This window comes from Butyricimonas sp. Marseille-P3923, assembly GCF_900184685.1.
Lineage (GTDB): Bacteria > Bacteroidota > Bacteroidia > Bacteroidales > Marinifilaceae > Butyricimonas > Butyricimonas muris.
In genome coordinates this window covers 40,760-59,874 of record NZ_FXXL01000004.1, presented here as the reverse complement: position 1 = coordinate 59,874, position 19,115 = coordinate 40,760, and the positions used below count along the sequence as shown (strand labels likewise).

At 46.6% G+C, this 19,115-nt stretch carries 11 protein-coding genes; all 11 read right to left on the bottom strand.

The features are described 5' to 3' along the window. Window positions 1–71: 71 nt before the first annotated feature. The 11 genes from CS948_RS02000 to CS948_RS01950 all read right to left on the bottom strand — a co-directional run bounded on the left by CS948_RS02000 (window position 72) and on the right by CS948_RS01950 (window position 19,100). Window positions 72–1,481 (bottom strand): TlpA disulfide reductase family protein, encoded by a 1,410-nt coding sequence (locus CS948_RS02000; protein WP_099290085.1) that lies wholly within the window; start codon window positions 1,479–1,481, stop codon window positions 72–74. 45 nt (window positions 1,482–1,526) lie between these two features. Next, the gene (locus CS948_RS01995) at window positions 1,527–4,412 is read right to left on the bottom strand and encodes a GH92 family glycosyl hydrolase (RefSeq protein WP_099290084.1); all 2,886 of its coding nucleotides are present in this window, start codon (window positions 4,410–4,412) and stop codon (window positions 1,527–1,529) included. Then, the gene (locus tag CS948_RS01990) at window positions 4,412–6,079 is read right to left on the bottom strand and encodes a metallophosphoesterase (RefSeq protein WP_099290083.1); all 1,668 of its coding nucleotides are present in this window, start codon (window positions 6,077–6,079) and stop codon (window positions 4,412–4,414) included. Before CS948_RS01990 ends, CS948_RS01995 begins: the two co-directional genes overlap by 1 nt. 4 nt (window positions 6,080–6,083) lie before the next feature. After that, a complete protein-coding gene (locus CS948_RS01985; protein WP_255301840.1) occupies window positions 6,084–7,226 on the bottom strand; it encodes an alkaline phosphatase in 1,143 nt (380 codons plus the stop codon). Then, complete coding sequence (locus CS948_RS01980; RefSeq protein ID WP_176554867.1) at window positions 7,217–8,191, bottom strand: metallophosphoesterase family protein; 975 nt, start codon at window positions 8,189–8,191, stop codon at window positions 7,217–7,219. The genes CS948_RS01985 and CS948_RS01980 overlap by 10 nt, the downstream gene beginning before the upstream one ends. Before the next feature lie 103 nt (window positions 8,192–8,294). Beyond that, on the bottom strand, window positions 8,295–9,587 hold the full coding sequence (locus CS948_RS01975) for a hypothetical protein (protein WP_099290080.1): 1,293 nt from the start codon (window positions 9,585–9,587) through the stop codon (window positions 8,295–8,297). Window positions 9,588–9,591: 4 nt separating this feature from the next. Then, complete coding sequence (locus CS948_RS01970; protein ID WP_099290079.1) at window positions 9,592–11,070, bottom strand: RagB/SusD family nutrient uptake outer membrane protein; 1,479 nt, start codon at window positions 11,068–11,070, stop codon at window positions 9,592–9,594. A 12-nt stretch (window positions 11,071–11,082) separates the two neighbouring features. After that, complete coding sequence (locus tag CS948_RS01965) at window positions 11,083–14,697, bottom strand: SusC/RagA family TonB-linked outer membrane protein (protein ID WP_141560858.1); 3,615 nt, start codon at window positions 14,695–14,697, stop codon at window positions 11,083–11,085. 107 nt (window positions 14,698–14,804) lie between these two features. Beyond that, on the bottom strand, window positions 14,805–15,968 hold the full coding sequence (locus CS948_RS01960; RefSeq protein WP_099290077.1) for a FecR domain-containing protein: 1,164 nt from the start codon (window positions 15,966–15,968) through the stop codon (window positions 14,805–14,807). Between the two features lie 91 nt (window positions 15,969–16,059). Continuing rightward, window positions 16,060–18,141 (bottom strand): hypothetical protein, encoded by a 2,082-nt coding sequence (locus CS948_RS01955; RefSeq protein WP_099290391.1) that lies wholly within the window; start codon window positions 18,139–18,141, stop codon window positions 16,060–16,062. 368 nt (window positions 18,142–18,509) lie between these two features. After that, complete coding sequence (locus CS948_RS01950) at window positions 18,510–19,100, bottom strand: sigma-70 family RNA polymerase sigma factor (protein WP_099290076.1); 591 nt, start codon at window positions 19,098–19,100, stop codon at window positions 18,510–18,512. Between the last annotated feature and the right edge of the window lie 15 nt (window positions 19,101–19,115).

Sequence of the window (19,115 nt, the reverse complement as noted above, 5' to 3'; positions counted from 1 at the left end):
TCCGCCACTCCCGTTTTCATGTATCAATGAAACAGAAGTGGCGGTAACCACAAAAATGCATTATCTTCTACTTACAACTTCCGGTTATTCACATCCCTCAATTTCCATTCCAACTCTTTCATAAGTGCTTTATTGTCACTCCTAATATCTTTCTGTAAATAAATCGCTTGTTCCAGCACTGTCTTGGCATCCTCGAAATACCCGATTCGAGCCAAAAAATCAGCTACATAAAAAGCCGTTTCACCATACAAGCGATTCGCATTAAAAGCATAAAGAACCCACTCTCTACACGACTCCTTAGTCTTTTCATCCGAAGGTGAAAGTTTCCAGAAATAATCCGTCCACTCCACGATACGGGGTGTCGTGAGTTCCCCGCGCTTCAAAATACCACTGGCAAACGATTTCAAAAACTCCGTCTGCCCTTCCTTACGAATCTCATCTATCACACGATCCTTCTCCGCCTTCATCAAAGTATCGAGGGGATATTCTTGCATCAGCCGTTCCATAAAACGGGGAAATTCCACCTTGAACTCCTCTTCCCCAACACGATTTTCCGCCCAATAGCAAAGCTTAATATACTGAGGCGTAGCAAAAAACAAGTCACGCCCTCGAGAGATATCCAAATCTCCATCCAACACGTTACCGTTCGGGTATATCTTCCCTCCATAATCGGCGAACTTCGCTTTCAAAACCAACAATTCGTTCAACCATTCCCAGTTTGCCGTTTGAATACTCTGTTTCAAAAATCTGGAAATATGATACTGCACGGGAAACACCGTGTAATAAATAAAATCCCCGTAAAACTTCTCATCCAAAATCCGCCCGTCATTGCTAACCTTCATCGTTTCATCCACCAAACGAGTCATCAGTTCCTTGTCATACACAGACATCTCTTCGAGTAACTTATTATTTTTGCTAATCAATTCCTCGGTCGGCATAGCTTTCAAACAAAGATTCACGGCTGCCGGCTTATTACGCTCATTGGCAGATTGATAATATTCATACAGCATATCCCTATCGGCTGTTCCGTTTTTCACGGCTGCCACAAAATTATCTTTTCCCCCGTGACGCTCGTACAGGGCAATCATTCTCCCTTCGGAAATAAAATGCTCCGCGTTTCCGGCTCCCGTCATTTTATGCACCACATCCCCTTTACCATTGATAAAATAGAATGTCGGGTAAGCATCCGCCGGATATTTCTCCGTGAATTTCTTACCTTCCGGACTCTCGGCATCTATTTTATAATTGATAAAATTCGAGTTATAAAACGCACCCACCTTTTCTTGGGGGAAAACTTTAGTTGCCACTTGCTTACAGGGACCACACCAAGTGGTATAGACATCCACGAAGACTACTTTATTTTTCTTCTTTGCTTGAGCCAAGACTTTATCCCAAGTACCCGACTCGAACTTCACACCTTGCGCCTCAACCGATAGAGAAGCAAACATCACGCAAACCAACAATAGTACTACTTTTTTCATATTCTAAAATATACTGTTAATAATTTATTTATCCTTACACTCACTCTAGCGAGTCACTTTTTTCCATTTCCATTCCAAAAACTGCCCCTCGTAATCCTCGAAATAGAGAAGTCGAAAGGGATGATAACCCTGTTGCAGGGCAATGCGCCCGAACGCCGACACGGCTGCATGAGAACCGTCATTATCAACCACTTTCCGGTCACCGACGTAAAGTACGCTACCATCGTCAGACTTCAACTCGAACTCGTAAACACCCCGTGACGGCACCCGAATCCAGCCTTCCCAAATGTAACCATAGTGGTCCTCACGAGGAGCTTGGTCGATGCGAATCACGGGCATATAACCGGAATCCGCGGGCTGAATCTTTTCCATATCCTCCACGCCGGTAAATTTACCCTCGTAATAGCGATAGCGAAAACCTTTATTCAGGGCGTGCGGTCTTTCAGCAGGACGATAGACGGCTTTTACCGCGGGCAATTCCAGCAATCGACTGGGGAGATACCCCTCCTTGAAACCCCGCACACGAAGAATCGCGGAAGAATCCAAACGAATCGCCTCGTGATACAAGGGAGAAAAGGGGGTAGGCTCACTACCGTCCAGCGTGTAATGCAATTCGGCACCGGAAGTCGTACATCCTATTTCAAAAACAACGCCATCCTCGAAAAGATAAAGGTCTCGCGCAACATAGGGAATGGCAACCTGCTTATCACGAGTCATAGAATAAGGTTGCCCCGAACCGTAACCGCCCCATTCCGTACAAGGCTCCGCTGAAAGTTCAAACGACAACTCACCTCCTTGCATCAACTCCTCGTAAGTAATAAAACAACGCTTCATTTCCCTGCCATTCAGACACACCCGGCGGATGTAAGTATTAGAAGCGGGCTCATTGGCTGTAATGACCAATCGTTTACCATTTGCCAAACAAATCGTCGCCTCGGGAAACAAAGGGGACGTGAGAATAAACTCGTTGGAACCGGGACACACGGGATAGAACCCCAGACTGCTCATAATGTACCAAGCGGACATCTGCCCACAATCCTCGTTACCGCAAATGCCGTCAGGAGTCGGTCGGTACATCTCTTTCAAGATGCGACGTACCATTTCCTGCGTTTTCCAAGGCTGTCCCGCGTAAGTATAAAGATACGCCATGTGATGGCTCGGTTCATTGCCATGAGCATACTGACCAATCAATCCGGTAATATCGGGCAAATCGCTCTCGACCGTCGAAGTCCCATGGAAAAGAGAATCCAAATCCGCAAGAAACATCGCCTCTCCCCCGTAAAGCTGTATCATCCCCCGTACATCATGAGGAACAAAGAAACGATATTGCCAAGCATTAGCCTCCGTGTAAGCACGCCCAACCCGGCAAGGGTCAAACGCCGGTTCCCAATTACCGTCCAATCGCTTGGGACGAAAAAAACGACCGGAACCGTCAAATACATTCGAGTAATTACCGGCACGGAGAGCGAAACGCCGTGCTGTTTCACTCTCTCCCAATGCCGTAGCCAAACGGGAAATACACCAATCGTCATAAGCAAATTCCAGCAAGCAGGATACGGATTCCCGACGTAAATCGGAAGGAATAAAACCATAACGGGTATAATAAGCCGCCCCTTTGGCATTTTTCTCGGCAGAACGAGTCATCGCCTCCAACGCTTGGCGGGCATCGAAACCGCGGATGCCTTTCAAATAGGCGTCCGCTATCACGGAAACGGCGTGATAACCAATCATCGTATTCGTTTCACCCGAGGAAAGCGACCAAATGGGAAGTTCTCCCGTGACATCATAAATATTCAGCATGGAATTGACCATATCGCCGACCAAAGTCGTATCCAGAAGCGTCATCAAAGGATGCCATGCTCGAAAAGTATCCCACAAAGAAAAAGTAGAATACTGCTTACGGCGACCGTCAACCTTACCCGTCTTCATATCATGACGCCGATAGTCACCATTGGCATCACTGACTAAATTGGGCGTGAGAAAACTATGATACAAGGCGGTATAAAAATTAGCACATTCAGCCGACGTGTCCCCCTTCACCCGTACGCGGGAAAGCACTTGCCGCCACCGTTGTTCCGCTTCCCGGCGGAAATGGTCAAATCCATCTCCCGTGAAATCATGTTCCAGATTATCGCGAGCATTTTCCTCGCTGACACACGACAACCCCACGTACATTTCCACTGACTCCTTCGGTAAAAGACGGAACGTGGCAATAACCTGCAATCTTTCTCCCGTGATGGAATCGACAGAATCAACCGTTTTTCCCCCTTTCACCCATCGTAGAGAATGAAACGGACGGGAGAAACGGGCTATAAAATAAATATGCTGATTATCCACCCACCCGGAAGTATTACGCCCCCCGCGTATCTCGTTATCACCGGTTCGTTCCATCCGTGCCTCTTTGATTTTATCGTCACTCAACGCGTGCGCCAAATCCACAACAATCGACACCTCGCCACCCCGCTCGAAAGTATAACGATGCACTCCCGTGTAAGGGGTAGCGGTCAGTTCCACTTCTATCCCCTCCGCGGGCAACTCCACCCGATAATAACCGGGCATAGCCTCTTCCCGTTCATGAGAAAACGGATGAGGAGGCATCCAGTCGGCAGTCCCGTCAGGCGAAAGCTCTCGGGAAGAGGGATATACCAGAATATCACCCCAGTCGATGCAACCCGTCCCACTCAAATGCGTGTGCGAAAACCCGAACAGAGTTGAATCACTATAATGATAACCGGAACAGGCATCCCAATTCCCTCGCCGCGTATCCGGACTCAACTGCACCATCCCTTGCGGCACCGTTGCCCCCGGGTACGTATGCCCGTGGAACCCCGTCCCGACAAAAGGATTGACTGCATTAATCGCCGAATCTTTCGGCTCGGAACAAGCCACACACAGCAACAACGCCATGTACGCCGTATTTATTATTTTCATCATTCAAGCAACTTACGTAACATCTTCAAATCATCCGTACCCACCAAATCAACACCTATCTCCAAAAACAATTTCTTCACCGCTTTTCTCTCCGGCTCCCCCCACCAGCGGAAAAGCTTATTCTCGCCATGAGCCTTATCCAGTATCTCCTTCATCTTCCTGTACTCCTCTTCCGGCATCTTCCCTCTCCCCCGCCAAGTAAAATAGCGGGAATAATGATCACTGACCACCGGAATCAACGTAGTCGGCTTCCCAACCCCGAGATCCCGAATCATCCCGTCGAGAAACATAAAGCGACTCTGTTCTCGCGACAACACACGCGTGGGACGTTTACCGGAGATAAAAAGCAACACGGCTCCTTCCCGGTATTCCCCCTCGTCCAGCGAGCAAAAATATTTCCGGTAAGGTTTCATCTTCTCTTTCAACACTCGATAGAGTTCCTCCGCATCACTTTTAAACTCAACCATCAAGAAAAAAGGGCGTTCACTACCGGGATACACCTTTCCCCCGTTTGCCTCTATCCGTGCCACCAAAGGTTTCAAGTACATATTCTCGAACGTGCGGGCAGCTCGACGAAAAAACGGCTTGCTATGCCCCACGTACACGTCCCCGTCTATCAGCCACAAATCCGCCTCCACGCAATTAAAGCGACAGGACAAGGCGTCCTCCAACGGACGGCGGCGCCAATAGTCATTATGCGAAAACGCGTTATAGTGAATCTTCTCCCGAGCCTTTTCCGGAAGCGTACGATTCAACACCGGCTCCACCGTTTCCAACTCCCCCTCCCCGTTTTTCCAACGGCAGGAAGCCACCGTCACCCGGTCATCCTTGATGCGCAACACGGCAAAAGAGCCATTGCCATCCTCGTCTTTCCAAGCGTTATTCACCTCGTAAATCGGGTATCCCCGGTACTCCGGCATCATGGCGGTATGCGTATGCCCGGCAAAGAAAGCGGCAACATTATATTTATCAAGCACATCGAACAACTCCTCCCGTGCCTCCCGAGGCCACCATTCGATTGCCCACGAGTCCGTGCCATAGTGCTGAATATAAACAACCGGTTCCCCGTTGGAAGCGTACGTCTGCAAATCCGCTTTCAACCACTCCAAATTACTCTCGCAATAGGAAGTATCTCCCGCGTACCGTTGCGCGTGCACGAAATGCACATCCCCCGCGTTCCACGAATAACTCCGGCTGGAAGGATGCCAGTTCAGAATCTCCCCGTTTCGCAAACGAACAGCCAAAAGAGAATCCAAATAATTCTTTATCAACTGCAAATGTTCCTCGTTATTGGGTGCGCCATCCTTCGCCACGTCCAAATCATGATTCCCCAAACCGGGATAAACCGGAAAATGAATCCGCCTTTCCCCCTCCCCGCGTTCATACCGCTGACGGTAAAGGTCAATGATTTCCGGACGGGAACGGTCAAATATATCACCGGCTATCACCACGCCATCCACCCGGCTAATCACCTCCCCGTCGGGCATCACGAAATGTCCCGGCACCCGATTCATCGCCACCACGTGATAGTACTGATCCGTCTCGGGCAAAAAATCGAAATGCAAATCAGCCGCAATGATAAAGGTAACATCCCGTTGTCCGCAAGCAACCTTCCCCGCTCCCGCCCACACGACAAGGATAAAAAACAATGCAATATATTTCACCATCTCTTTATAATTTCAACAGCGATTTAATCTTCTCGAAAATATCGGTATTTTCATAAATACCCGTGAACGCTTCCGCCCCGGGACCAAAGGCATAAACCGGAACCATAACACCGCTATGGCTACCCGTGGAAAACTTACCCACGATCTCACCTCGTTCCAAATCACCGCCCACCAAAGTCAGTCCTCCGGTTTCATGATCGGCAGTCACCACCACCAGCGTATTCCCGTCGGCAGCCGCCCACTCGAACACCTTGCCTATCGTACGGTCAAAATCCAGTACCTCCTCCACCAGAGGACGAAGTTGATTGGAATGCCCGTAATCGTCTATCTGCGACGCCTCCACCATCAGGAAAAAACCTTTTTTGTTACGTGACAAAAGTTCCAAGGCTTTCAAGGTACCCTCCGTCAGCATCTCTCCCCGCTCTGCCGGACGAGGCAAATCGTGATCCGCCCAAACGGCAAGCACTTTTCCGCTTTCGATAGCGTCCAATTGCTCCTTATTCTCCGGAGTCCGGTACCCCAACGCCCGCATCTCTTCCATAATATCGCGACCATCCTCCCGTTCACAAAAATACCGCTTACCGCCACCAAAAATAAAATCGACACCACACCCCACGTAATCTGCGATAATCGCTTCCGCCTGCTCCCGGTCACTATTGTGCGCACAGAAAGCCGCCGGGGTGGCATCATTCAAACGGCAGGTAACCACTACCCCCGTGGACTTCTTTTTAGCGGCAGCCAAATCCGTCAAAGTAGTCAACGGCTTCCCGTCCGGATCAACCCCCACCGAATGGTAGCGAGTCTTATGTCCTGTCGCCAAAGCCGTACCGGATGCCCCGGAATCGGTAATCAAACGGTCATAACAATAAGTCTTCGCCAACCCCACGCATCGGCAATTCTCAATATTCAACTTTCCCCGGTTGGCAGCCCAAGTGGAATACATCGTCATCAGACTCATACCGTCGCCAATCATAAAGACCACGTTCTTCACCTTCCCTTTCGTCGGGGATACAATCTTTTTCACCGGGCTCTCCTTGTCCCAAGTCACTTTAATCTCACGATCTTTGCCCTGTCCGGCAACCATTGCCGGACAAATGAGCAAAGCGCACACAAACAACACAAAACACAATCTAATCATTACTTCAATTTTTTCAAGTCTTCAAAATCTACCGGATACTTGCATCTGTTTTTCGCCTCCCCGCCTTTCAGCCGGACATACGTTTCAAATTCCCGTTTCCCTTCTGTCAATTCAATCACCCGCACCCCCGGTTCCAAACACCCGTAGGCATTTTTCCCGGCGGACACACGCCCGTATCCCAACGCTATATCATAATATACACCTATAAAGTCATTTTCATGGTCATGCCCCGCGAACACCCCCATCACCTGCCCCGACTCTTTCAACACGGTAAACAACCCGCTATTCAGCCGCGGGCAACAAATTTCTTCCAACCTTACCCCGAACGTCTTCCCGTTCCAAGCATAGTTATATTCCGGCAACGGGATATGCATAAACAGCAGCGACGGACACTCTCGTCTTGCGCTCTGCTCCCGCAACCAAGCTATCTGTGAAAAATCCACCCACTGGTATCCCCCCACCTCTTTCAACTCGCAATTACTATGCGAATCCAAAAAATAAAGCACAGCAGCCGTCGCCCGGCTCTGCTTCTCCTCTATCTCCAACACGTAATTCCCGACACCCTTCACGTTCCCCTTGCTCATCAAGCAATTGGGAGCCTCCTTCACCATCTCGTAAATCTCCTCCCGACTCATTCCCTGCTCGTGATCATGATTTCCGAAAACCATCGTCCATGCCACCCCGCACGTTTTCATTTGCTCCACCAACCGTCCCCATGTCGCTCGCGGATTCAACTCTGTCACCTGATCCCCCGTAAACACCACCAAGTCCGGTCGCTCCTCCCGAATCACCTCCTCCAACAATTCAAAACACACTTCCGACTGCCCCTTCTTCAAGTTAATGTGCATATCAGTCACCTGCACGACCTTAAACCGTCCCCCCTCGTTAAATTTTAAATGAGGCTGGGCTACCAAACCACTCACCAGAAAAACCAATAACAGCAGGACAGAGAAAATACGACATCCTCTATTCATAAACACACAATTCAAAAAGTCACACATTACAACATAAGAAGAGTAAGGAAGAAGCCTTTTTCAGCTTCCCCCTTCTCTTAATTCACAACATACAAGACTATTATTAATCTTCTTTTCCCGTGAATGCCCACTTGCTCTTCCAAGCCCAACGGAGTGGACAGTTATCTGTGATAGTACGGATACGTTTCATCTGATCCATGGTAATGTCAGTTCTAAAAGAATAGAAATCCATGATATTCGTGGAATAAAATAACAATCCATTCTCGGTTATCTTCAAACGATTATTAACATCATTTCCTTTATCATCATACCACTCTTCCCGGTAAATATCATAAGGCACGGTATCCTCGCAATAATCTGATGTTATCCCTTCCACTCCTGTGAACTCTGTCGGCAACAATCCGAAAAACATACCTACTTGACCAAGTTGTCCCCACCGTAAACCATCACCTGTCGAAAACTGCGCAATATCAAACATCATACCGATGTCGCTAAGCCTCCAATCATCTTTCTCCATCGCTTCAAACTCCTCCTCAGTTTTCTCCTGCATGCTAGGTATCCCCTCCAAGAATTCTGTTCCATTCAATATATAAGCAGGAGGAGCTGCAACTGATGTTCCCAAATCTTCTACAATCCAAATATTCAAATACTTTTTATAATCCCATAAAAGTTTTTTAGCCTGATAACCTTTGATCTCTCCTTCAACATTCTGTGAAAAATAGTACCAATCCGTTCCCTCCTTAGCTGCCGACCACCGATTTATCCCTTTTTCCTGCATTTTTGTTCCATCAGGAGTATATTCTGCCAATTGGAAACGGATTCGAGTATCAACACTATTTGGACCAAAAGCTACTTTACGCTCAAAAGTTTTCATCATCGTGTTGAAAAACTCATAAATCAAACTTGCATCTAACTTCGCACCACCAGTTACACTCTCTGTAGTTTGTGCCACGTGAAATACTACCGGATAAGTAATTGTTTCATATACATCCTCCGCAAAAGGTTTTCGCAATGTCACGGTAAACAAATCGGATTTCATTCCGTTCGCCGTGATATAAAAACTCACTTTACCTTTTGACATATCTGTCGTTCTGTATTCCGGTCCCTCCAATTCCGTCCCATCCTCCATGAAATACTTAACCATATCCTCGGAAATCCTATCTACCGGTATTCTACCATACACTTTCTCCCCATCTTTTCCCTCCGCTACTTGATAAAGTTTCGGGTCCAATGTCAAAGTAGCCACCCCATCAGCGATCAACTGCTCAGCATCTGCACCTAACTCTACTTTCTCAATTTCAACATTACTAAAATCGAGCACTTCTCCTTCTTCCGGTGTACATCCGATAAAAATGCCCAGCGATAAAAGTAAATATAATAAATTCTTTGTCTTCATAATGTTAATCTTTTAATTGCCAAACCGGATTTTGCTTTAAATGCTTGTTATTCTCCAACTCGCTTGTCGGAATTGGGAACGTGTAACGATAATCTCCCGCACCATTCAACGTATAAGTCTGATCCATAATTGTACGCTCCGTTTTCACGCCCAAACGTTTCATATCCATCCAATTATAATCCTCTTCACCCATAAACTCTTTACGACGCTCACGATAGATATCCCGCAATAATCCCTCTTTATCCGAAGGAGTCGTGAAAGTTTCGGTATACCTCGCCTCCTTAAAACGCTCTAAGATAGCCTTTGCTTCATCCAACTGATCGGTCATAGCCAATGCCTCTGCTTGAATCAAGAAAGTTTCTGCTAAACGAAAACCTATAAATACATTTCCAAATGTAGCCCCCCAAGAATAAGTAGCATATTTATCGAAAGTTAATCTAACATTCCAACCAACTCCAGGATCATAAACTTGCTCTCTTGAAAAATAATACTCTCGTCTAATATCTCCTTCCGTTTCTGGAAAATGAGTACTCAAAAACCCCTCATCTACCAACAAACCTCGATATAAATAATCATTACCATAAGCAACACCTCCAAATCTCACACGTAGAGCTGCTTCAATATTTACTATTGCGCTATTCTGTTTTTCCGCATGGAACAAATTAGCTAAATTATCAGGATTTTTTTCCAATTCCGCACCATCTGTTTCTTTTGAAGCATATAAGATTGCATTTTTCCAATCATCTGCCTCCGCTGCAGGAGAAAGTGCTTTAAATAGATAAACTTGTGCAAACAACCGATTTAAGACATGAGTATCGTATAGCCGGTTAAAACTACTCCGCATAGGTGTACGCTCCAAACGAATTTCCGCCTCATGTAAATCACTCAAAATTTGAGCGTATACCTTTGTCTGCGGAGCACGGGACAAATCCACATTCTCGAAATCATCGTAAGAGTTTAAACACAAAGGAATACCTAATTCATTATTGTCATAAGGAGCAAAATACTGAACCAATTTAAAGAAACAATATGCCCGAATTACATATGCCTCTCCCATAACATAATCCCGCATATCCTCATCGCCAGCAGCCGTTTCCGCCTCATGGATAAATAAATTCATCAAACCAATAGGTTCATAATATCTACCCCAGAATCCTTGTGTCCCCTCTGATCTCCAATCAACTCGTTCGACATCCTCAACAGACATCCCCTCATCATCTGCTGCTAAAAGTGACAAATCCCACTCTCTTGTATAAGAAATCATAGGTATATCTTCACTCATACGCATAAAAGGAGACCATACTATTTTATTATACCCATTTCCCTCGGCAGGTATACTATACAAAAAACTGGATAATGCTTGCTTGATACTCTGCAAGTCCTCCATTGAGATCACGTTCTTAGGGGTTACATTCAAAAACTCTTTACAAGAGGTAACACCTAAAACGAATAAAACACTAATTAAATATATAAACTTTCTCATAACATCCGTCTTTTAAAAACCCAAAGAAAGATTAAACATATAAGTACGAGGATTCGGGTAATTGAATGCACCTCCGGTAGTCACGTCCAAACCGCCGTACTTCGTAAACACAAATACATTTTCCACCTGTAATCCCACTCTACAACGGCTCAACCCAACATATTTAAACCAATCACCACGCAAATCATAGGATATCGTCAAATTACGGAATGCCAAGAAATCAGCTTTTTCATACTTATCATCCGTCAACATCTGGTGATAATAAGCCCCCCTAAAGCTATAACGAGGCGTATCGGTAATATCCCCCGGAGTCCTCCAACGATTCATGGCACTCTTTAAACGATTGGTTCGAGAAAAATGTACTTCACTTCTTGTACTTCCGTTAGGTGCATATTTCCGCTCGTTAAATGTTTCCAACCGATGTCCCGCACTGTAAGCAAAACCAAGGCGTACCTCCAGCTGTTTCCAAGACAAGGTAGAACTAAATCCCCCGGTCACTTTCGGGTTCAAGGTTCCCAAATTCACCAAAGAAGCTCTCAATACATTTTGGTCTAATTCGCTATCCGTATCCTCCATTACGTACGGAATCTCCTCTAAAGCGACCTCTTTATTCTCCGCCCACACTTCTCTGGCTCTCTCCGTCAAATAGAACATTGCATTACCCGTGACAGGATTTACCCCTGCAAAACGGTGTCCGAATATGGTTCCAGTAGCATAACCCTCGATATTAGCAGTACTACCATTCCAACTCACATCTTGAAACTCCTCGAAATTCTTGATAAAGGTGTCGGTAATTTTGTTCTTGTTTTGTGCGATATTGAATGAGTTTACCCAAATCAAATCTTTGCTTAAATCTAAACGGAGATTAATGTTGAATTCCCATCCTTTATTCTCCAATGAAGATACATTAGTACGAATACTTTTACGCCCATAAGAAATAGGAGTAGTCATGTCACCTAACAAATCGCGAGTGGTATTATAGTAGTAGTTAAACGTACCACCGATACGATTGTTCCAGAAGCCGAAGTCCAAACCGATATTCCGGTCTTCCTTACGATCCCACTTGATATTCGGATTCGGAAAAGTTACACTTTCTGCAATAAACAATCCATCATATTTCTCTCCACTCAAATATACCAATGGCATCGGGTAAGAACTACGGTCGATATTTCCAGTGTACCCGTAAGAAACACGTACTGCCAAATCGGAAATAAAGTTCACGTTCTTCAAGAAATTCTCCCGCATGGCATTCCAACGGAAACTGGCTGACCACAACGGGGTGAAGCGATTATCCGTACCGATAATATCCGCCCCATCGAAACGGGCGTTCACGTTGAATACATATTTATCCCGCAAGGTGTAAGTAAATGCCGCAAAGAAAGAAGCCGAACGATCCTGCGCCTCCCCCGTACCCATCATATTGTTGAATATATTTTGTCGTACAAAGTTTTCATACTTGATTTGTCCTTCTGGATCGTCAAAAGAAGGGAAAGTGGTAAAACGATAGAGCTGGTTAAATTCCGGGAAATTGTGAAAATTATTATAACTTTTACTACCTGAAATCTCAGAACCGACAACAACAGAGAAAGAATGTCCCTCCAACTGATCGTTATTATAGCTAAGCAATCCTCTCAGCGCAAAAGCCGTAGAACGACCGGAACCTTCTCTCAAATAACCGTTATTATAACCTGCCGGTATTTCATTTTCCGGATTTATCATCAATGCCGCTCTCACGAAATTTGCATTCGCATAAGAAGCATACGTTTCAGGACCTGCCCACTTCTCCGTGTTATTCGTACTATACGTCAACGCTCCGCTTACATCTGCGGTCAATCCCTCCATAATTTTGTAATTGAATCCCAAACGGGCAGACGCATCCGAGGCAATACTCTTGTTCTGTGTTTCATTCAACTCACGCAAGATATTGAATGTATCAAACTTATACCCGTATTTCAGAGAACTCCAATTATCTCCCAAATAACTCAAATCAGCAGCGTAACTACCATCCTCGTTATACGGCTTCTCGTACGGATTGGCAAAAACGGCATACTTGAACGGGTCTATAACAGAGGCATGGTCAACGCTCTCGCGATAACTTCCTTCTACTTGGAAATTCAATTCCAAATTCTCTACAGGTTTATGACGAACTTCCAATTTAGCGCCCAAATTATTATAGTGATTACTTTTCAATACACCATCTTGACCGCTATAATTCAATGAAGCATAGTAGTTCGTCTTTTGTGAACCTCCACGCATTGACAAGAAATGAGAATGCGAGAATCCTTTCCGGAAAATCTCGTCAAACCAATCCGTGTTCGTGGAACGTAATCGATTCAACTCGGCATTGTATGCATCCGCACTAATACGTCCTTGTTTATAATTATCGTAAGCTTTACCCGCCAAACCGGCTTGATCGGCACGATGGAAATCCCGCATCAACTGAAGCTCAAAATCCACCTTCTCGCGACCATTCATAAAGTCCAAATCAATACTCGGTGCCGATACTATACCGAAACTACCGTTATAACTAAAAGTAGCATCCCCCTCGAAACCGCGTTTCGTCTTGATCACGATCACACCATTAGCAGCCCGCGCACCATAGATAGCCGATGCTGCCGCATCCTTCAAAATCGTGATAGACTCAATATCTGCCGGAGAAAGGTTACCGATACCGTGATCAAGTGCAGACTCTTGAATATTTCCGGCGTTAAGCACGTTGATAGAAGCCACTCCACCTTGCAAAGGCAGACCGTCTACCACCCACATCGGCTCTTTACTACCCGAAATAGAGTTATCACCACGGATACGAATGTTTGCCCGTGTTCCCGGTGCTCCACTGGTCTTGAAAGAATACAACCCGGCAACCTTACCTTCCAGAATCTGATCTATGCTCTTGAACGCACTATTCTCCAACTCCTTGGCTGTAATAACAGTCACCGAACCTGTCATCCGATCCTTGCGGATTTCCTGATAACCGGTCACGACAACCTCATCCATCTCGTTCACCTCTTCCTCCATGTAAACCCGAATCGTATCTTTCAACATCTGATCGGTCAAAGCCAAAGTCTTCCTTTTATACCCCACGAATGAAAATTCCAAAGTCGCTTTCTCGGTCAATTCCATGGTAAACCACCCGTTCACATCGGTAGAAGTCCCGAGGGGTACCCCTGCCACTTTCACCGTCACTCCCGGCAAAGCCTCCTTGTTCTGGTCGTACACGAAACCTTTTACCCGAAACGCTTTTTTCTCATCCTGTGCGGGCTTCACGGCAGGAGTGATCACGATATAATCGTCCACGAACTTGTACGTCATACCGCTCCCGGCAAGTACACGTTCCAACACATCTGCCAACTCCATGTCCTTGAAATCCGCGTTCACCTTCTTCCGCAACGCCAACCGGTCGTCATTATAAATCACGATCTTGTTCGTTTGCTTACGAATCTCCTCGAAAACCGTCTTAATCGACGTTTCCCCCAAATTCATACTCAATTTTTGCTGTGCCAAACTGTTCGCGGACAACGTACACACGAAACAGACACACAAAATCCATGTTAGTTTCATAATTCTCCATAATTGCTGCCGCTTATTTTTTGACAAAACAAGCCACACTACATTACTTTTTTTCATACATTTGTGAATTAAGTGATTCTTAATGCTCCCCCGGGAGTAACTACCGGATCGTGCTCCCAACACTTTCCGGTATTTTTATGCCCCTTCGGAAGCGGTTTTCTACTTTATTTTTCGTTAACTATAATTGCATCTCCATTGATTTTAAAAGTTACATCCGTCGTTGCCTCTATCAAAGAAAGAATATAATCCATGTCATTATATTTCCGAAAAGCACCCGTGAACTTCAACTGCTTCAAACGCTCGTTACTGAAAAAGAAACTCACCCCGTACCAACGTGCCAACTTATCCCCCAACTCCTCCAATGGCATCGCGTCAAAATTCAAAGTTCCCTTTTTCCATGCGGCATAAGCATCCGCATCCACCGTACGCACCTCGTATTCACCACTCTCGTTATTCATCACGAACTGTCGGTTCGGGGTCAACACCTCGCTAATCTTCCCGCTCGTCACGTCCACCTTCCCGTTCACCAAAGTGACTTCCGTGCGGGCATCCTTCTTGTAAGCCATCACGTTAAACCCGGTACCCAATACCGTCACGTCCAACCGACTCGTGCGTACCACGAAAGGACGCTCCTCATCCCGCTCCACCTCGAAATAAGCCTCTCCTTCCAACTCCACCAATCGCTCGCTCCCGGTGAACCGTACCGGATATTTCAAGCGGGATTCCGAATTCATGTAAACGACAGTCCCATCGGCAAGCAACAAACGGTACTCCCCACCAACAGGCACAATCAACTCATTATAAACCGTTTCCGTCACTCCATCACCTTTCTCCCGGCTATAATCAATATAATCCTTCTCCCGCAAAATCGATTGCCCGTTCTCCCGTATCGTGTCCGCCTGCTCGCCTCCCAAAGCAACCCGCTCTCCCGACGAAAGCACCAGCAACGCCTTCGACTCCCCGGGCTTACCCACCGGAGCCTGCACCATCGCCACGGGCATATTCTCTTCCCCCGACGGCAAAAACATCCACGCCAACCCGACCGCCAGCACCACTGCCGCCGCCACACTCCATCCGATACGCACCACACGCTTCCGCCCACGGGCTTCCCGCTTGTGCTCCACAGCTTTCCACGCGGAACTCATCTCCACATTTTTCCATCTCACGGCATACTTCCCCGTGTACCAAGCCCGCTCCACCTTGTGAAAAAACACTCGATGCTCCTCGCTCTCCCGCACCCACGCCTCCAACTCACATCGTTCCTCCTCGCTTGCATCTCCTGCTAACACACGGTAAATCAACTCTTCTATGTAATTCGATATAGTCATACTTTGTTTTTTATACAAGTAAGACTAAATAAAAATCAAAACGGGTGAATGAAGGGTGTATTTTTTTTTGAAAAAAAACAACCATACGCTCCTATTTCAACTCCCGCATGGGAATAGCGTAAAGACACGGCCCGTCCTTCGTGCGGTCGACAATAAACAACGTGCTACGGCGGATACAGAACTTCTCGGGGGCTTGCAACGTGATGTCACCGACCGTCGTGTAATCCTTCACGATATCCCCCGTTTCCGGGTCAACTTCGCAAAACTTCTCGTTGCCGTTAGAAGTCACGAACAACCTACCCTTGTAAAAATCCAGCGCGTAAGGCATGTTACGATAAGCCAACTGCTTGACACGTTTAAGCGTCACACCCTCGCGTATATCACCAAGAGCGAAAACATCTATACGCTTGGACGGATGGGTGGAATAAAGCAATCCCGCCCGTTCATCGACCACCATGCCGTAAGCGGCGCTCACCTCGCCCAAATGCTCCGACCGAATGTACAAACGCGGTGCCACGTTTCCGGGCGTCAACACCCCCTCTTCCACGAAATCAATATAACGCTTGTCATGAATCGCCACCATCCCCTTATAAAGCACAACGTCGAAAGCGTGCACGGTTTGAGAAGGCCCCGTACCCCACGCCCCGGTTCCGATACACGTGACAAACCGGTAATCCCTCGCATCGAAAATCTCCGTGCGACTCCCCTCGTGAGTGACATATATCTTCCCGTTAGCACGCGTAACACCATTCGGTCTACCACCGAACGTTTCCGTTTCATCCCCCCGCAACCATTCCCGGATACTATGCAAATGCTGTTTCATACTGTTAGGCTCGAGATTGAACACCTCCACGCTATAATTATTGTCGGCATCATTCACCACGTACAAGGTATTCCCGTACGCATACACGTCTTTCGGGCGGAAAGTGGCGGTCGTTGCCCCGGGCACATCCGCGTAATCCAACCGGAAAGTCAGCGGCATACCGTCATCCCCACCCGTGTCCGTCACCCCGCGCAACGGGGACAAACCACCATCTAGGGCATCAAGTTCCGGATCCTCGATAATATATTTTGACGCCACGTATATATCGTCAAAATACCTGTTCTTGCACTTACGGGTATGCAGGAAACGGCGGGAGTAAACGGGCAACTCCTTTTCACGCGACAACTCGACGTACACGTTATTACACAAGGTAATCCACCCGGGTCCCGTCTGCTCATAGGTCATATTCCCGGCATGCCCGTATCCCACGCAATGCGCGAACTCATGAAAAAGGGTTTCCGTGATGCTCTTATCATCGGCATAATGCTCAAGGTAACACACCTCGTGCATCCCGTACGTCGTGCCGCCACCCAATCCCATCACACCCGTGGTATAACCGAAAACCAACCCGCGGTGATTAAGCACTCTTGTCAATAAAGCATGCTTGTCAATCTCCACCCTGTCATTATTACTATGTAGAGGTCCGAACTCGTGCAACGCCTTCTCGAACTTCTCCGACGAAAACATATAACTCATGTTCAACGCGATCGCCACCGCCTCACGCGTGTGTGAAGCCTTCATTTTATACTTCCAGCTTGCCTGCGTGTCGCTATACCTGCCAAAAGCGATATTCCATTTACAACGGATAGATTGCAACCTTGCCCAATAAGGATCGTCACACTCAATTCTAAAAGAGATATCCTCCGCCGTCAAATCCGGGTTTGCCGTGATAAGAATCTTTTTTCCGCCGCGAGTGTATGCGGTCATATCCGTGGTGACAAAAGGCACAGGCACCCGAAGCTGTTGGAACGGCATGATTTTCTCGAGCGACATAAACTCGACCTCCTCGTCGTACCCCTCGATGGTTGCCCAAATCGTCACGCCTTTCAAGGCTCTCGGGCTATAAAAACGAATCTGGAAATTGAGCTCGTCATCCAGCGAAATTTGCAAGGGCTGCGTCACGAGAAAACTTCGCTGCTTCGAATCGAAATAAACATCCGGGGATTCGTCATCATTCAACAAATAATACGTGTTATTCTCGTTATAATCCGCCACCGTCAACCTGACGGGTAATTCATTATCCACAATATCCTCGTCTTCGACAACTGTCACCTCATCCTTCTTACAACCGACCAATAGTAAGAATATGCCCACCCAAAACAACAGGCAGGTTGAAAAAAATCTTTTCATCGTCTGTCTCTGTTTAAAACTACATTCTACTTGAAAATAATTACTCCTCATGAAAAAGGGTGGCAAATATATATATTTTAAAATATTCACGCAAAGCTATCACTTCATATAACCTTTAAGAGGGCTTTAAGCAGGATATAAAACCGAGTTGGGTGAGTTTTGGGCGACTATTAGGTGACTATTAGGCGGCATCGCCTACACTTAGCCTACTTATAGCCCACTCTTCGCCCACGTTTTAACAAGAAATAATCTAATTTAACTTGACAAATATTCAAGCCATCCCTGCCATGAACATTCCAACGGGAAACAAGCATAAACCAATAAGGCTCAATATGGTGTAGCACGAGTATAGTTTCAGGATAGCTACGTTACCCCGCGTCGGGGCAACTTTCCGAATTACCCGCGCAAACGAATAATAGAATCAACTCCTGTTCGCTTTGCAGTTCTTCACGCAAAAGCCGCATCCCGTTGCGCAACAAAGTTTTCACGGTGTTCAGGGATACATGCAACTCGTCGGCTGTTTCCTGATATTTCATGTCCTGCATCAACACGCAATTCAGCACCCGCCCCGTCTGTTCGGGCATTCGGGCTATCACGGCAGTTACCCTATCCACGATTTCTTGGCTTAAAGCAGCCGCCGAATCAGCCGCCACGTCAATGGACGTGAAGTCCACACGGGCACGCATCACATCGTTCTTGTGCAAGTATGTATAACAACTATTGCGCACGGAAGAGAAAAGATAAGAACTGAGCGCCTTGCTTTCGATACGTTCGAGATAATCATCTTCCCACAAACGCACGAAAAATTCCTGAACGAGATCTTCCGCCATCGTGTCGTCACTAATCAATGTCCCGGCATACAACACCAGAGGACGATAGTAACGATCGAACAGCATTCGAATCCCTTCCTTACGATTCTTCGTGAACCTGTCAAGTATATCTCTATCATCTTTCCGCATCAATACAAAAATAAA

Excerpts from the sequence above, each read along its gene's own strand:
- CS948_RS02000 (WP_099290085.1), bottom strand. The coding sequence starts at position 1,481 with ATGAAAAAAGTAGTACTATTGTTGGTTTGCGTGATGTTTGCTTCTCTA.
- CS948_RS01995 (WP_099290084.1), bottom strand. The coding sequence starts at position 4,412 with ATGAAAATAATAAATACGGCGTACATGGCGTTGTTGCTGTGTGTGGCT.
- CS948_RS01990 (WP_099290083.1), bottom strand. The coding sequence starts at position 6,079 with ATGGTGAAATATATTGCATTGTTTTTTATCCTTGTCGTGTGGGCGGGA.
- CS948_RS01980 (WP_176554867.1), bottom strand. The coding sequence starts at position 8,191 with ATGAATAGAGGATGTCGTATTTTCTCTGTCCTGCTGTTATTGGTTTTT.
- CS948_RS01975 (WP_099290080.1), bottom strand. The coding sequence starts at position 9,587 with ATGAAGACAAAGAATTTATTATATTTACTTTTATCGCTGGGCATTTTT.
- CS948_RS01970 (WP_099290079.1), bottom strand. The coding sequence starts at position 11,070 with ATGAGAAAGTTTATATATTTAATTAGTGTTTTATTCGTTTTAGGTGTT.
- CS948_RS01965 (WP_141560858.1), bottom strand. The coding sequence starts at position 14,697 with ATGAAAAAAAGTAATGTAGTGTGGCTTGTTTTGTCAAAAAATAAGCGG.
- CS948_RS01960 (WP_099290077.1), bottom strand. The coding sequence starts at position 15,968 with ATGACTATATCGAATTACATAGAAGAGTTGATTTACCGTGTGTTAGCA.
- CS948_RS01955 (WP_099290391.1), bottom strand. The coding sequence starts at position 18,141 with ATGAAAAGATTTTTTTCAACCTGCCTGTTGTTTTGGGTGGGCATATTC.
- CS948_RS01950 (WP_099290076.1), bottom strand. The coding sequence starts at position 19,100 with ATGCGGAAAGATGATAGAGATATACTTGACAGGTTCACGAAGAATCGT.